We start from the raw sequence: 14,543 nt of genomic DNA on the forward strand, positions 1-14,543 counted from the left end.
CGGCGTGGCGCCGTATCAGCTCGCCCCGGACCCGGCGTCCTCCGGCGAGCGCCTCACCGTGCTCGACCCGGCGTCGGGCGAGGCCTTCGACGAGGCTCCCGACCAGCGGGCCCAGGAGCTGGACCTGGTGGTCCGCCGGGCTCACGAGGCCTGGCGGAGCTGGCGGACCGACCCCGCCGCCCGGGCCGCCGCACTGCTCGCCTCCGCCGACGCCGTGGAGGCGGCCGCGGACCGGCTCGCTCCCCTGCTCACCCGCGAGCAGGGCAAGCCCCTGGCCGAGTCGTACGCGGAGATCGCCCGCACGGCGGCCCGCCTGCGGTGGTTCGCCGCGTCGGTCCCCGAGACCCGGACCATCGCGGACGGCCGGGCCGTGCACAGCGAGATCCGCTGGCGGTCGCTCGGTCCCGTCGCCGCCATCGTCCCGTGGAACTTCCCGCTCCAGCTCGCCTCGGCGAAGTTCGCTCCCGCGCTCGCCGCGGGCAACACGGTGGTGCTCAAGCCCTCCCCCTTCACGCCGCTGGCCACCCGGCTGCTGGGGTCCGTCCTCTCCGCCGCCCTGCCCGAGGGCGTGCTGACGGTGATCACCGGCCGCGAGCCCCTCGGGGCGCTCCTCGCCTCCCACCCGGGGATCCGCCATGTGACGTTCACGGGTTCGGCCCCACCGGGCGGTCCGTCCTGGCGGGCGCGGCGTCCGGACTGGCCCGGGTCACCCTGGAGCTGGGGGGCAATGACGCCGCGATCCTGCTGGACGACGTGGACGTGGAGCGGATCGCGGACCGGCTGTTCTGGGCGGCGTTCCGCAACTGCGGCCAGGTCTGCATGGCGGTCAAACGCGTCTACGCCCCCGCCCGGCTCCACGACCGGGTGGTGGAGGCCCTTGCGGCACGGGCGAAGGCGGTGGTCGTCGGGGCCGGCCTCGACCCGGGTACGGAGCTGGGGCCGCTCAACAACGCCGCCCAGCTGGCCCGGGTGGAGCGGTACACGGCGAGGGCTCTCGCGGACGGGGCCCGAGCCGCGGCCGGGGGCCACCGGCTGGACAGGCCGGGCTACTTCCACGCCCCGACCGTCCTGACGGATGTCCCGCCCGGCAGCCCGGTGGTGACGGAGGAGCAGTTCGGCCCGGTCCTGCCGGTGCTGCCGTACGGGTGCGTCGACGAGGCCGTCGACGCGGCCAACGCCACCCGCTTCGGGCTCGGCGGCTCGGTGTGGGGAACGGATCTGGACCGGGCCGAGGCGGTGGCCGGCCGGCTGGAGTGCGGGACGGCGTGGGTCAACCACCACGCCGAACTCTCCCTCGCCCAGCCCTTCGCCGGGGTCAAGGAGAGCGGCGTCGGCGTCGCGGGCGGGCCGTGGGGGCTGTACGGCAATCTCAGCCCCTTTGTCGTGCACCGCCCCCGGGAGGACCGGCCATGAGGTTCGACGCCGCGGTGCTGCGTTCCTACGAGGACCCGTTCGCCGTCGAGGAGGTGATGCTGAACGCGGGTCCGGGGGACGGCGAGGTGCTGATCCGTATCGCGGGGTGCGGCATGTGCCGGACCGATCTCGCCGTCCGGCGCTCGGCGGGCCGCTCCCCGCTGCCCGCGGTGCTCGGCCACGAGGGGGCCGGTGTGGTGGTCGAGGCGGGCGGCCCGGCCACCGGGCTGAGCCCCGGCGACCACGTCGTGCTCAGCTTCGACTCCTGCGGACACTGCCGCAGTTGTCTCGGCGCGGCCCCCGCCTACTGCGACGATTTCGCCGCGCTCAACCTCTTCGGGGGACGCTCCGAGCACGCCGCCCGGTTCACCGATGCGGCGGGGGCGCGCTGGCTCCCCGGTGGTTCGGCCAGTCCTCGTTCGCCGCGTACGCGATGGTCCCGGCCCGCAACGCCGTACGGGTCGCCCCCTCGCTCCCCCTCGAACTGCTCGGGCCGCTCGGCTGCGGCTTCCTCACGGGCGCCGGGGCGGTCCTCAACTCCTTCGGCGCGGGCCCGGGCGACACCGTCGCGGTCTTCGGCGCCGGGGCGGTGGGCCTGGCGGCGGTCATGGCGGCCACCGCCGCCGGGGCCGTCGCCGTGGCGATCGACCGGCACCCGGAGCGGCTGGCCCTCGCAGAGAAGCTGAACGCGACCGCGCTGCACGCCGCATCGGGCGATCTGCCGGACCGTGTCCGGCGGCTGACCGACGGCGGCGCGCGGTACGCCCTCGACACCACGGGCTCCGCCCCGCTGATCAACGACGCGCTCCGGTCGCTGCGCCCGAGGGGCCACCTCGGCCTGGTGGCCCGGCTGCGTGCGGATCTCCCGCTGGCGCCGGGGAGCCTGGACCGGGGCCGGAGAATCTCCCACATCTGCGAGGGGGACGCGGTCCCGGCCCTGATGATCCCCCGGCTGACCGGGCTGTGGCAGGCCGGGCGGTTCCCCTTCGACCAGCTGATCCGCACGTACCCGCTCACCGACATCAACGAGGCCGAGGCCGACTGCGAGACGGGGCGCGTGGTCAAGCCGGTGCTGATTCCGTAACCCCGCGGATGTCCGCGTACCACGCGTACCTCGCGTTGCCCGCTTTCGATGCGTATCAAAGGAGTACACATGGTCGACACAGCTCATCGGAGCACCGATGGCACCGGTGTGGAGGGCGTGGCAGGAGGGGTCGGTGTGACCGCTCTCCTGGTCGCGGCGGCGCGGGCGCTCGAGACCCACCGCCCCGACAGCCTGGCCCGGGACGTCTACGCCGAGCACTTCGTACGGGCGGCCCCCGCGTCCGCCGACTGGCCGGTCCACCCGCGTCAGGTCCCGGACGGGGACGCGAACCCGCTGTGGGGCCGATTCGCCCGGTACTTCGGGCTGCGGACCCGCGTCCTCGACGACTTCCTCCTCCGGTCGGTACGGGTCGGGGGCGCCCGCCAAGTGGTCCTGGTCGGGGCGGGGCTGGACACGCGGGCGTTCCGGCTCGACTGGCCTCCCGGCTGCGTGGTCTTCGAGATCGACCGGAAGGAGGTGCTGGCCTTCAAGCACCGGGTCCTCGGCGGCCTTTCGGCCACCCCGAGGGCGGCCCGCGTACCGGTTGCCATGGATCTCCGCGCCGACTGGGCCGACGCCCTGCCCCGCGTCGGCTTCGACCCGGCCGCACCGAGCGTCTGGTTGGTCGAGGGGCTGTTGTTCTACCTGCCGCCGGCCGCCGAGACCTACCTCATCGACACGGTGGCGGGGCTGAGCACCGGGGGAAGCGCGCTCGCCTTCGAGGTCAAGCTGGAGAAGGATCTGCTGGAGTACCGCGACAGCCCGCTGTACACGGCTACCAGGGACCAGATCGGCATCGACCTGCTGGATCTGTTCGACCTGGCTCCCCGCCCCGACTCGGCGGGCCGTCTGGCCGACCGGGGCTGGTCCACCGCGGTCCACACCCCCTTCGATTTCACCCGTCTGCACGGACGTGGCCCCCTGCCCGAGCCGAACGACGCGCTGGCGGGCAACCGGTGGGTCTTCGCGGACAAGCCGCACCCCGCGGATGGCGGAAGCGGGGCCTGATTTCCGGCATTCGGACGACGTCACCCGCGCTCGAATCGATGTTTTCCAGCCATAGGGATACGGTGATTACTGGCCATTTCGGCGCAGATCAACGTCCCGGCGACCGGGTTTCCGGACAGCGGAAAACCATCGTCCCCATGGTGTGATCCCAGGAGGAATGATGACCGAGCACGACGCGAGCGGAGCCGAGGGACCTGCGGACGGCGGAGCGGCGGGTACGCCCGGCGTCCACGACGGCGGAGCGGACGGCGGAGCGGAAGGCCCTGCGGACGGCGGAGCGGCCGGTACCCCCGGCGTCCACGACGGCGGCGCCGATGGCGGAGCGGACGGGGGCGCGGACGGGGGCGCCGACAGCGGGGCGGAAGGGCCGGCGGACGGCGGAGCGGCCGGTACGCCGGGCGTCCACGACGGCGGGGCCGACGGGGGCGCGGACGGCGGGGCCGGCAGCGGCTCTTGAGCGTGTCCCGCACCGAGCTCCAGGATCCCGGCGCGCGGGAAGGCGCCGGGATTCTGGAATCCCGTCTGACCGGGCTCAGCCGGGAGGAATTCGCCCGTGACGTCTGGGCACGGACAGCGTCGCTGACGCGGGAGGCGAGCGACTTCTCCGACGTCTTCTCCCCGTCCGCCGTGGACGAGCTGATCTCCCGCCGCGGGCTGCGTACGCCGTTCCTCCGGGTCGCCAAGGACGGTGCCACCCAGCCCTCCTCGTCCTTCACCGCGCCCGCAGGGGTCGGGGCGACCGTAGCCGACCAGCTCGACGACACGGCCCTGTGGCGTGCGTTCGCCGACGGCGCCACGCTCGTCCTTCAGGCGCTGCACCGCACCTGGGAGCCGGTGGCGGACCTGGTTTCGGAACTGAGTACGGAGCTGGGTCACCCCGTACAGGCGAACGCCTACGTCACCCCGCCACAGAACCGCGGGTTCGACGCGCACTACGACGTCCACGACGTGTTCGTCCTCCAGATCGAGGGCGCGAAGCGGTGGGTGGTCCACGAGCCCGTGCTGCCGGATCCCTTGCGCGATCAGCCGTGGACCGACCACCGTGCGGCCGTCGCCGACCGGGTCACGCACGGCACGCCCCACCTCGACACGATGCTCCGCCCCGGCGATGTGCTGTACCTGCCGCGTGGCTGGCTGCACGCGGCGCAGGCCCAAGGGCGGGTCTCGATCCATCTGACGCTGGGGGTCCACGCCTGGACCCGCTACGCCCTGGCCGAGCAGCTGACCCGGGCCGCCCTCGCGGCACTGGGGGACGATCCGTCCATGCGCCGGTCGCTGCCGCTGGCGGAGCCGAACGAACCGAGTGGTGCACACGCCACGGACGGCGTCCTGGACGTGATCCGTGAGCGCCTGCTGGCCGCCGTGGCCGAGGCCGACCCGGCTCCGCTCTTCCACCGCGCCCGCCGGTCGCAGGCCCGCCCGGCACCTCTGGGGCCGGTGTCCCAGCTCGCGGCGCTGAGCGGCCTCGCGACGACCTCACCCGTACGGCTGCGCAAGGCGCTGGAGCCCAGGCTGGAGGGAACACGCCTGCACACCCGCGTCGGGCACCTCGACTTCCCGGCACCCGATCTCGTACCCGTGGCCCGGCTGCTCGAAGGCCGGGTGCGCACCGCCGGCGACCTCGGCCTCGCGCTCGCCGGGCGGCTGCTGCGGGCGGGCGTGCTGGTGCCCGCGGACCGGTGACCCCGCCGGACCGGTTCTTCTGCGCCGACGCGGCCAGGGCCCGTGACGACGCCATCGCCGGCACGGCCCCCTTCGGCTCCGTCTGGGTCCTCATCGAGTACCGGCGCGCCTGGCCCGCCAACGGTTTCGACGGCCTCGACCTCGATCCGGAGACCAAGACCCTCGTGTTCGCCGCGGCCCGGGCGAGCCGGGCCCGGATTCTCCTCGTCAGGCGGCACGGACGCCGCCGCCCGGAGGGGAGCGGCCGGTGGGCGGTGCTGCACCACGACGGCTTCGGCGCGCTGCGTCAACGGTGGGGCAGCTGGCACCGCGACCGGGACCTGGCGCAGATCGTGACCGCCCTCGACTCACCGGGGGAGCCGGGCCTCGCCCCCGTGGTCCTCGTCTGCGCGCACGGCCTGCACGACACCTGTTGCGCGGTGCGCGGCCGGCCCGTGGGCCGGGCCCTCAGCACGCGCTGGCCCGACCTGGTGTGGGAGTGCTCGCACGTGGGCGGTGACCGCTTCGCCGCCAACGTCGTCGTCGTACCCGACGGCGTCTACTACGGCAATCTGAACCCTCACTCGGCGGTCACCGTGGTGGAGGACCACCTCGCCGACCGCATCCGCGCCGACCACCTGCGGGGCTACACCACCCTCCGCCCGCCGCAGCAGGCGGCGGTGGCCGCGGTGCTCCGGCGCTTCGGACCGGCGGGCAGGCACGACTACGCGGTCACCGCGACGGACCCCGCCGACGACGGCTGGCGCGTCCGCGTCAGCGGCCGGGGACCGCACGCGAGGCTGCTCGACGTCGAGGTTCGGTCCCGGCACACACCGGCCCGCCAACTGACCTGCCGCGGACCGGCGAACAGCTCAGCGGTCGTCCATGACGTGACGTCGATCCGCGGCCTCTGACGGACTCCCCGCCCGGCGGGGGTGGGGCCCGCCGCTGTCAGGCGCACCCCGGGCACAACCCGCGGTAGGTGATCTCCACCGAGCCGACCGCGAACCCGAACCGCTCCTCCTCGGGCAGATCGCCGAGGGCGTTGCCGCCCGGGTGGACGTCGCGGACCGTGCCGCAGCCGGAGCAGACCAGGTGCTGGTGGGGGTTGCGCGCGTTGGGGTCGTAGCGCTTGGCACGGCCCACGGTGGAGACCTCCACCACCTCGCCGAGCGCGACCAGCTCGCCCAGCGTGTTGTAGACGGTCGCGCGGGAGATCTCGGGCAGGCGCGCGGCGGCCCGGAGATGCACCTCGTCGGCCGTCAGGTGTACGTGGTCGCCGTCGAGGACCTCCGCGACGACACGCCGCTGGGAGGTCATGCGCCAGCCACGGCCCCGCAGCCGTCGAAGGAGGTCGCTCATCTCGTTTCACCTGCTCCGCTCGTGAGAGGGGCGGGCGGCGCGCGCGAAGAACGCGCCCGACACCACGCCCGCATCATTATGGTTTTAGCCAACTTCTTGACTTGGACGAAGTCCATCGTAGGATCGATCCCGGCGACATCCAAGAGACAGGAAGACTCCGGTACGGCAGCAGAGACACGCGACGGGACACCACCGGTCGACCGCGCAGTGCCGCCCGTCGGCCCAGCGCCGTCGTCTTCGCACCGCCCGGCATCACCGGGTGCGGTGGTCCGCGAGGCGCTCGGGCGACTCGCGGCGGGACCCGACCTCAACGTGCCCCTTCTGCACGGCCCGAATCCTCCTCCCCCCGTTCAGCGCCTCTACGACCCTCCGGGGCCGGAAGGATCACCCATGACCGAGAACAACGAGTCGCACGTCTACGACCCCGTCGTCCCGGATTCGCCCGAGACGGCCGTCCCCGAGAAGCCCGAGGCGCAGGCGGGCGGATGCCCCGTGGCCCACGGCCGCGCGCCGCACCCCACGCAGGGCGGCGGGAACCGCCAGTGGTGGCCGGACCGCCTCAACCTGAAGATCCTCGCCAAGAACCCCGCCGTGGCGAACCCGCTGGGCGAGGAGTTCGACTACGCGGCCGCGTTCGAGGCGCTGGACCTGCCCGCGGTGAAGCGGGACATCGCCGAGGTGCTCACCACCTCGCAGGACTGGTGGCCGGCCGACTTCGGCAACTACGGGCCCCTGATGGTCCGGATGGCCTGGCACAGCGCCGGCACGTACCGCATCAGCGACGGGCGCGGTGGCGCGGGCGCCGGGCAGCAGCGGTTCGCCCCGCTGAACAGCTGGCCCGACAACGGCAACCTGGACAAGGCCCGCCGACTGCTGTGGCCGGTGAAGAAGAAGTACGGCCAGGCCCTGTCCTGGGCCGACCTGCTGATCCTCACGGGCAACGTCGCCCTGGAGACCATGGGCCTGAAGACCTTCGGCTTCGCCGGTGGCCGCGAGGACGTCTGGGAGTCGGAGGAGGACGTCTACTGGGGCCCGGAGACCACCTGGCTCGACGACGAGCGCTACACCGGCGACCGTGAGCTGGAGAACCCGCTCGGCGCGGTCCAGATGGGTCTGATCTACGTCAACCCCGAGGGTCCCAACGGCAACCCGGACCCGATCGCCGCCGCCCGTGACATCCGCGAGACCTTCCGCCGGATGGCGATGAACGACGAGGAGACCGTCGCCCTCATCGCCGGTGGCCACACCTTCGGCAAGACGCACGGCGCGGGCCCGGCCGAGAACGTCGGCGCGGACCCCGAGGGCGCCCCGCTGGAGGAGCAGGGCCTCGGCTGGCGCAGCTCGTACAAGTCGGGCAAGGGCGGGGACGCCATCACCAGCGGTCTGGAGGTGACCTGGACCAGCACCCCGACGAAGTGGGGCAACGAGTTCTTCCACAACCTCTTCGCCTACGAGTACGAGCTGACCGAGTCCCCGGCCGGTGCGAAGCAGTGGGTCGCCAAGGACGCGGAGGCGACCATCCCGCACGCGCACGACGCGTCGAAGAAGCAGAAGCCGCAGATGCTCACCACCGACCTGTCGCTGCGCTTCGACCCGGCGTACGAGCAGATCTCGCGCCGCTTCCACGAGAACCCCGAGGAGTTCGCGGACGCCTTCGCCCGCGCCTGGTACAAGCTGACGCACCGCGACATGGGCCCGATCCAGCGCTACCTGGGTCCCGAGGTGCCCTCCGAGGTGCTGCTGTGGCAGGACCCGCTGCCCGCGCGCACCGGTGAGGTGCTGGACGCCGCGGACATCGCCGCGCTCAAGGAGCAGGTGCTGGGCACGGACCTCACCGTGTCGCAGCTGGTCTCGGCCGCCTGGGCCTCGGCCGCGTCCTTCCGCGGCAGCGACAAGCGGGGCGGCGCCAACGGAGCCCGGGTCCGTCTGGAGCCGCAGCGCGGCTGGGAGGCGAACGACCCGGACGAGCTGGCGCAGGTGCTGCGCGCGCTGGAGGGGATCCAGGAGTCCTTCAACGCCAAGGGCGGCAAGCAGGTCTCGCTGGCCGACCTGATCGTCCTCGCGGGCAGCGCGGCGGTCGAGCAGGCGGCCAAGGACGCCGGTGTCGAGGTGGAGGTCCCGTTCACCCCGGGCCGGGTCGACGCCACGCAGGAGCAGACGGACGTCGAGTCCTTCGCCGCGCTGGAGCCCGCGTACGACGGCTTCCGCAACTACGTCGGCAAGGCGGCCCGGCTGCCCGCCGAGTACCTGCTCCTGGACCGGGCGAACCTGCTGACGCTGAGCGCCCCGGAGACGACCGTTCTGGTCGGCGGTCTGCGGGTGCTGGGCGCCAACACCGGCGGCTCGAAGCACGGCGTTCTCACCGACCGCCCGGGCACGCTGACCAACGACTTCTTCGTGAACCTGCTCGACCTGGGCATCACCTGGAAGTCGACGTCGTCGACGCAGGACGAGTTCGAGGCGCGCGACGCGTCGGGCAAGGTCAGGTGGACCGGCACCCGCGCCGACCTGGTCTTCGGCTCCAACTCCGAGCTGCGTGCCCTCGCCGAGGTCTACGCGAGCGACGACGCGCGGCGGAAGTTCGTGAAGGACTTCGTCGCCGCCTGGGCCAAGGTCATGGACCTGGACCGCTACGACCTGGTCTGACAGCCCCCGCCGCCTCTGCTTCAGGCGCGGCCGGGATGCTCCCGGGTGGGGCCGGTGCGTGTACGCGCACCGGCCCCACCGTCGGTTCCGGCGGGTGGCGGCGGGAACGCGTGTTCTTCCCCGTGACGGCGTGGAGACATCGTGGGACAAGGGCGGCGTCGGGGCCCGGATCCGGACGTTCGGCGGCGGAGTCGGTCGCCGTGACACCAAGACAGCCGGGCCCGTGGCTGCAGCGGCTCGATACCCTCGGTCGAAGCACACGGGAGCGGAAGCCGAGGGCCAGGGGCCGGGAGCCGGGAGGCGCTGGTGGGACTGCGGGACCGGATCGCGGCGGAACTCACCGCTGCCCTGCACGGCGGGAACCTCGAACTGGAGCGGTACGCGGCTCCACCCGGCGATCCGGGGCTGTTCGGGATCACCCCGGCGGACCCGCTGTGGCGGGTGCACGGGCAGGCCACCGGGATGCTGACCGGCGGGTTCGCCGCCCTCATGCTCCAGTCGCTGCATCCGCTGGCCATGGCCGGGTCGACCAGCACTCGGACTTCCGCGCCGATCCGGTCGGGCGGCTGAACGGGACCGTACGGTTCATCACCACGACCACCTTCGGCTCCTCGCCCGCCGCCCGCGAGGTGATCGGTCTCGTCCGGCGCATCCACACCCGGGTGCGGGGTACGGCCCCCGACGGGAGGCCGTACCGCGCGGACGATCCCGACCTGCTCACCTGGGTGCACACCGCCGAGGTACGCAGCTTCCTCGCCGGTCACCAGGCCTACGCTCCCCGGCCGCAGCGGCTCACCCGCGCCGAGTGCGACACCTACTACCGCCAGGCCGCCCCGGTGGCCGAGGAGTTGGGCGCGCGGAAGGTGCCGCGTACCGCGTCCGAGGTGGAGAGCTACCTGACCCGTATGCGCCCCCGACTCCGTGCCACCCCGGCCGCGCTGGACTCGGTGCGGTTCCTCCGCGCCTTCGGGCGCACGCCGCGGGAGCGGCTGGTCGTCCGCCTGCTCACCAACGCCTCGACCGGGCTCCTTCCCGACTGGGCCCGCACCGAACTCTCCATCCGCCGCCCGGCCCCGGTCCGCGTCTGCTGGGACAGGCCGCTGGCGACGGCCGTCGGACGCACCCTGGAGTGGGGACTCGGCCCCTCCCAGATCCAGGCGGCGGCCCGGGGGCGGCTGGCAGGGGCTCGGCAGGGCTGACGGGGCCGCACGCCCGTCGCCGTACGGGCCCGGCGGACGGCGGGTCAGCGGAGTCCGGCGAAGAGGTCCTTCTCGGGCAAGGCCGCGCCGGTGGCGTCCTTGACCCGCACGAAGGTCTCCATGCCCATCAGTTCGCCGAACCTCTCCTTGCCCATCCTCAGGAAGAAGATGTTCTCGCCCTGACTGGCGTGCGCGGCCAGCGCGTCGAACTTCTGGCCGCTGAACGCGGTGGTGTCCACCCAGGTGGTGATCTCGTCGTCGGGGAGGCCGATCTCGGCCATCGCGGCTTCCTCGGCCGGGTCCGGCTCCGGCATGTCCTCCTGGAACTCACGCATGATCTCCCCGAACCGGCGCATCGCCGAGCGGGGCATCGTCGTCCAGTAGACCTTCGGTGTCAGCTCGGTCATCTCCAGCGCCGCCATCGTGATGCGGTGTGCCTGGATGTGGTCGGGGTGCCCGTAGAAGCCGTTCTCGTCGTAGGTGACGACCACATCGGGCCGGTAACGCCGCATGAGCTCCGCGAGCCGGGCGGCGCCCTCCTCCACGGGGGTCTGCCAGAAGGATCCGGGCGCGTCGTTGCTCGGCCAGCCGATCATCCCGGAGTCCGCGTAGTCCAGCGTCTCCAGATCGCTCACCCCAAGAACCTCACAGCTCGCCTTGAGTTCCTGGCCGCGCATCGCGGCGACGGCCACCGGATCGTGCCCGGGGTCGCCGGGCTTGACGCCTCCCGGCCCGTCTCCGCAACCGCCGTCGGTACAGGTCACGAGAACCGTGCGGATGCCTTCCGCCGCATACCGGGCGAGCACTCCTCCGGTTCCCGTGGCCTCGTCGTCGGGGTGGGCGTGCACGGCCATGAGGGTCAAGGGCCGATCGGTCATGAAGAGGTCCTTCCACGGAGTCGGGTCGGGGTGCTCCGAGCTCGCGCGGCGAGCATGCCGCACTTCTGAGGCTCGGCCCCTCGGTCCGTGCAACCGTGCCCGCCGGGCCCGCTGTTCCCGAGCTCGGCCCCGACTTCGGTTCCCTCCTGGCCACGGGGGCATTTCGTGCGGCGATCAGCGTGCTCGGCGGCGTCGGCCCGGCCGTGCCCGCAGCCGTCCACGGCGTACTCGCCTGCCCCGTCGCAACGCTCGCAGGGCTGCTGACGACCGGGCCGGCACCCGGCTCTCTGCGGATCCACGCGGGCGGCTCGACCCGCGGGGCTCAGCGAGGGGTGGCCGGGTCCGACGACAGGACGCCCTCAGTCGTCGTGCAGGGCCTTCCTGAGGGCGTCGACGGCGAGCTTTCGGGCGACGTTGGCCGCGCGGGTGTCGCGCAGGCTGTCCAGGAGGAGGAAGTCGTGGACCATGCCCGCCACGCGGACGGAGGTCACGTCCACGCCGGCCTCGCGCAGCCGGTTGGCGTACTTCTCGCCCTCGTCGCGCAGGACGTCGGCCTCGTCGGTGATGACCAGCGTGGTCGGCAGGCCCCGAAGCTGGTCCAGGGTGGCCTTCAGGGGCGCGGCGTACACCTCGGCGCGGTGGGCGGGGTTGCCGATGTAGGCGTCCCAGAACCACTTCATGCCGTCGCGGGTGAGGTAGTAGCCTTCGGCGAACTGGAGGTAGGAGGGGGTGTTGAAGTCGGCGTCGGTGACCGGGTACAGCAGGACCTGGGCCTTGAGGTCGATGCCCCCGCGCTCCTTGTTCATCAGCGCGAACACCGCCGACATGCAGCCACCTACCGACTCGCCGGTGACCGCGATCCGCGAGGTGTCCAGTCCGTGCTCCGCGCCGTGTTCCAGGACCCACTGGCCCACGGCGTAGTTCTGCTCGACCTGGGTGGGGTACTTGGCCTCGGGCGCCCGGTCGTAGACGGGGAAGACCCCGGCCGCCCCGGCGCCGACGGCGAGTTCACGGAACAGGCGGTCGTGGGTCCGGTCGTCGCCGAAGACCCAGCCGGCGCCGTGGATGTAGAACACCACCGGCAGCGGCCCGGTGGCCCCCTTGGGCCGGATGATCCGGGTGCGGACGGTGCCCCACTGGCCCGCGTCCACGTCGACCCACTCCTCGTCGACGTCCGGGCGGGGCACGCCGGCGTCGCTCTGCAGGCCGAGCAGGATGTCGCGGCCCTCCTCCGGGGGGACCTCGTAGATCCGCGGGTGCGGGTCCGTGGCCTCGCACAGCTCCTTCGCCGCCGGTTCCAGGTAGGGGGTGATCGGAGGGGGTAGCTCGGTCATGTCGACTCCCTGTCATGGGCACGCGGCGTGCCCGGTGCGCGCGGCCCCGTCGGCCGCCCGCTGAAGTGCCGGCCGTCGAAGCGGTGCACACCCCGGACGGCAATGAGCGGTTCCATCCTTTGCGCCCCATTCATCCCCCAACCGGCACGGAACCCGGTCAGGCGCGCTCATCCCCCGGTGACTCCCGTGAGGCACGGCCCACCCCTCGTCACTCGGTCTCCTCGTTGACCAGGAGGATCTTGCCGACATGGCCGCCGGCCTCCATGAGGTGGTGGCCTTCGGCCCTCCCCGTCCCGCAGCGTCCAGCGATCGGCCGCCGACACGACGAACAGCACCTTCGTCATGCAGCCTCCCGGGCGAGCTCGGCTCAGTGGCGCGCCGCTGCCGCAGTACGGCGGCGAGCATGGTGACGGCGACTCCGGCGACCGCCCAGGCCGACAGCACCAGCAGCGACGAGGTCATGCTGTTGCCGTCGAAGTAGGAGATCGAGCGGGCCGCCCAGGTGCCTGCCCCCGGCGGCAGGGCCGGGCCGATCGCCTCCCAGAACGGTGGCAGCATCGGCGCGGGAAAGGCCCCGCCGGCGCTCGGGTTCCCCATGATCACGATGAGCAGGATCGCCAGGCCGATGCCGATGACGCCGAAGAGCCCCTGGAGGGCGAGCGTCGCGGCGCCGACGGCGAAGACGAGCAGCGCGCCGAGCCCCCACAGGGCCCACACGCCGCCCGGCAGGGCACCGAGGATCGGTCCGACGACGATCGCGCCACCGAGTCCGCCGACCAGGGCGACCAGCACCATCGTGCCGAGACGGGTGGCCGCGCGGGTCGGGTTGGCCGGACGGGCCCCGGCGCTGATGGCGAGGATCGACGCACACAGATAGGCGCCGACGCACAGGCCGACGACCAGGTAGAACGAGGACAGCCCGTTGAAGTCGTGCGGGGAAGCGGGAGCCACGTCGACCGTGCGTGCGGTACGCCCCTCGGCCTCCAGCACGTTGTCGGTGAGCGAGCCCAGCGCGATGGCCAGGGCTTTGCCGCTTCCCGAGGCGACGAGCAGGGTGTCGGTGGTGCCGTCGGGATTCACCACGAGCGCACCGTCGATGTCCCGGTTCTCGATCTGCTTCCGCGCCGCCGCCTCGTCGGGCAGGGCCCGCGGGTCCAGCGGTGAGCCGGGCAACCCCTCCAGGCGCTGCACCGTCCGCTCGGCCGCGGCCGGTGGGGCCACCACTCCGAAGGCGACGTCTCTGAGCTTGGGCTCGTGCAGCGCGCCCACATAGGAGACGACGAACAGCAGTTGGAGGGCGACGACCCCGATCACCAGGAGCGTGGCCCGGGGGTGACGGCACTCTTCACCTCGGACAAGGTGCTCTGTTTCATGGTCTCCACAGTCCGGGACGACCGGCGGCCCCGCAGGCGGGAAGCACCCGAACGGCTGGCGGCCGGACCGCCACGCCCGGCTGCCGACCGGTGCGACGCACGCCTCCGCCGTCCATGCGCTGTTTCACGCCGCCGCGGCGATGTCCGGCACGGTGGCGACCGCTCAGCCGGGGGCCTGAGCGCGCCTCAGCCGCCGGGAGCCACCACCGTGAGCAGGTCCACGACGAAGATCAGCGTCGAGCCCGCCGGGATCAGCGCCGAGGGCGACTGCTTGCCGTAGCCGAGGCGCGGGGGGACGATGATCTCGCGCCGGCCACCGGCCCTCATCCCCCTGACACCCCGGTCCCAGCCCTTGATGACCCGGCCGCCGCCCACGGCGAACTTGAACGGCCGGTCCTCCTCCCAGGAGGAGTCGAATTCCCGCCCGGACGCGAACGTCACCCCGACGTAGTGCACCCGGACGACCCGGCCCGGCGAAGCCTCAGGGCCGTCCCCGACCAGGAGGTCCCGGATCGTCAGCTCGGTGGGCGGGTCCCCCTCCGGAACCTCGACAGCCGGCTTCGTCGGTTCGCTCATCGCGGTCT

The 14,543-nt window shown here is 73.0% G+C and carries 9 protein-coding genes and 4 pseudogenes; 8 read left to right on the forward strand and 5 right to left on the reverse strand.

Annotated features, from left to right (window positions below; translation table 11 throughout):
• Window positions 1–4 precede the first annotated feature (4 nt).
• The 6 genes and pseudogenes from CCZ36_RS02415 to CCZ36_RS02440 all read left to right on the forward strand — a co-directional run bounded on the left by CCZ36_RS02415 (window position 5) and on the right by CCZ36_RS02440 (window position 6,081).
• Window positions 5–1,413 (forward strand): annotated as a pseudogene (locus tag CCZ36_RS02415) (aldehyde dehydrogenase family protein).
• A pseudogene (locus CCZ36_RS02420) lies at window positions 1,410–2,497 on the forward strand (NAD(P)-dependent alcohol dehydrogenase). The pseudogenes CCZ36_RS02415 and CCZ36_RS02420 overlap by 4 nt, the downstream one beginning before the upstream one ends.
• A 69-nt stretch (window positions 2,498–2,566) precedes the next feature.
• Window positions 2,567–3,505, forward strand: a complete 939-nt coding sequence (locus CCZ36_RS02425; protein WP_069738641.1) for an SAM-dependent methyltransferase — start codon at window positions 2,567–2,569, stop codon at window positions 3,503–3,505.
• A gap of 157 nt (window positions 3,506–3,662) precedes the next feature.
• Window positions 3,663–3,962 (forward strand): BatC protein, encoded by a 300-nt coding sequence (locus CCZ36_RS02430; protein WP_107403818.1) that lies wholly within the window; start codon window positions 3,663–3,665, stop codon window positions 3,960–3,962.
• Window positions 3,959–5,188: a cupin domain-containing protein gene (locus CCZ36_RS02435; protein WP_128816942.1), complete on the forward strand. Its 1,230-nt coding sequence runs from the start codon at window positions 3,959–3,961 to the stop codon at window positions 5,186–5,188. The genes CCZ36_RS02430 and CCZ36_RS02435 overlap by 4 nt, the downstream gene beginning before the upstream one ends.
• Window positions 5,185–6,081 (forward strand): sucrase ferredoxin, encoded by an 897-nt coding sequence (locus tag CCZ36_RS02440; protein ID WP_069738638.1) that lies wholly within the window; start codon window positions 5,185–5,187, stop codon window positions 6,079–6,081. Before CCZ36_RS02435 ends, CCZ36_RS02440 begins: the two co-directional genes overlap by 4 nt.
• Before the next feature lie 37 nt (window positions 6,082–6,118).
• Here the strand turns inward: CCZ36_RS02440 and CCZ36_RS02445 are convergent, their stop codons facing one another.
• Window positions 6,119–6,529, reverse strand: coding sequence for a Fur family transcriptional regulator (locus tag CCZ36_RS02445; RefSeq protein ID WP_069738637.1), 411 nt, complete (start codon window positions 6,527–6,529; stop codon window positions 6,119–6,121).
• 390 nt (window positions 6,530–6,919) lie between these two features.
• On the opposite strand from CCZ36_RS02445, the gene katG reads away from it, so the two are divergent.
• On the forward strand, window positions 6,920–9,175 hold the full coding sequence (gene katG, locus CCZ36_RS02450; protein ID WP_128816943.1) for a catalase/peroxidase HPI: 2,256 nt from the start codon (window positions 6,920–6,922) through the stop codon (window positions 9,173–9,175).
• Between the two features lie 489 nt (window positions 9,176–9,664).
• Window positions 9,665–10,374: pseudogene (locus CCZ36_RS02455) on the forward strand (oxygenase MpaB family protein).
• A 44-nt stretch (window positions 10,375–10,418) separates the two neighbouring features.
• Here CCZ36_RS02455 and CCZ36_RS02460 read toward each other — a convergent pair.
• The 4 genes and pseudogenes from CCZ36_RS02460 to CCZ36_RS02480 all read right to left on the reverse strand — a co-directional run bounded on the left by CCZ36_RS02460 (window position 10,419) and on the right by CCZ36_RS02480 (window position 14,535).
• Window positions 10,419–11,252, reverse strand: a complete 834-nt coding sequence (locus CCZ36_RS02460) for a PIG-L family deacetylase (protein ID WP_069738634.1) — start codon at window positions 11,250–11,252, stop codon at window positions 10,419–10,421.
• A 359-nt stretch (window positions 11,253–11,611) separates the two neighbouring features.
• Window positions 11,612–12,586, reverse strand: a complete 975-nt coding sequence (locus tag CCZ36_RS02470; RefSeq protein WP_069738633.1) for an alpha/beta hydrolase — start codon at window positions 12,584–12,586, stop codon at window positions 11,612–11,614.
• A gap of 354 nt (window positions 12,587–12,940) precedes the next feature.
• A pseudogene (locus CCZ36_RS02475) lies at window positions 12,941–13,959 on the reverse strand (DUF3533 domain-containing protein); the annotation flags it as partial.
• A 186-nt stretch (window positions 13,960–14,145) separates the two neighbouring features.
• Complete coding sequence (locus CCZ36_RS02480) at window positions 14,146–14,535, reverse strand: FKBP-type peptidyl-prolyl cis-trans isomerase (RefSeq protein ID WP_128816944.1); 390 nt, start codon at window positions 14,533–14,535, stop codon at window positions 14,146–14,148.
• Window positions 14,536–14,543 lie beyond the last annotated feature (8 nt).

This window comes from Streptomyces sp. S063 (genome assembly GCF_002832675.1).
Taxonomy (GTDB): domain Bacteria; phylum Actinomycetota; class Actinomycetes; order Streptomycetales; family Streptomycetaceae; genus Streptomyces; species Streptomyces sindenensis.

Excerpts from the sequence above, each read along its gene's own strand:
- CCZ36_RS02425 (WP_069738641.1), top strand. The coding sequence starts at position 2,567 with ATGGTCGACACAGCTCATCGGAGCACCGATGGCACCGGTGTGGAGGGC.
- CCZ36_RS02430 (WP_107403818.1), top strand. The coding sequence starts at position 3,663 with ATGATGACCGAGCACGACGCGAGCGGAGCCGAGGGACCTGCGGACGGC.
- CCZ36_RS02445 (WP_069738637.1), bottom strand. The coding sequence starts at position 6,529 with ATGAGCGACCTCCTTCGACGGCTGCGGGGCCGTGGCTGGCGCATGACC.
- katG (WP_128816943.1), top strand. The coding sequence starts at position 6,920 with ATGACCGAGAACAACGAGTCGCACGTCTACGACCCCGTCGTCCCGGAT.
- CCZ36_RS02460 (WP_069738634.1), bottom strand. The coding sequence starts at position 11,252 with ATGACCGATCGGCCCTTGACCCTCATGGCCGTGCACGCCCACCCCGAC.
- CCZ36_RS02470 (WP_069738633.1), bottom strand. The coding sequence starts at position 12,586 with ATGACCGAGCTACCCCCTCCGATCACCCCCTACCTGGAACCGGCGGCG.
- CCZ36_RS02480 (WP_128816944.1), bottom strand. The coding sequence starts at position 14,535 with ATGAGCGAACCGACGAAGCCGGCTGTCGAGGTTCCGGAGGGGGACCCG.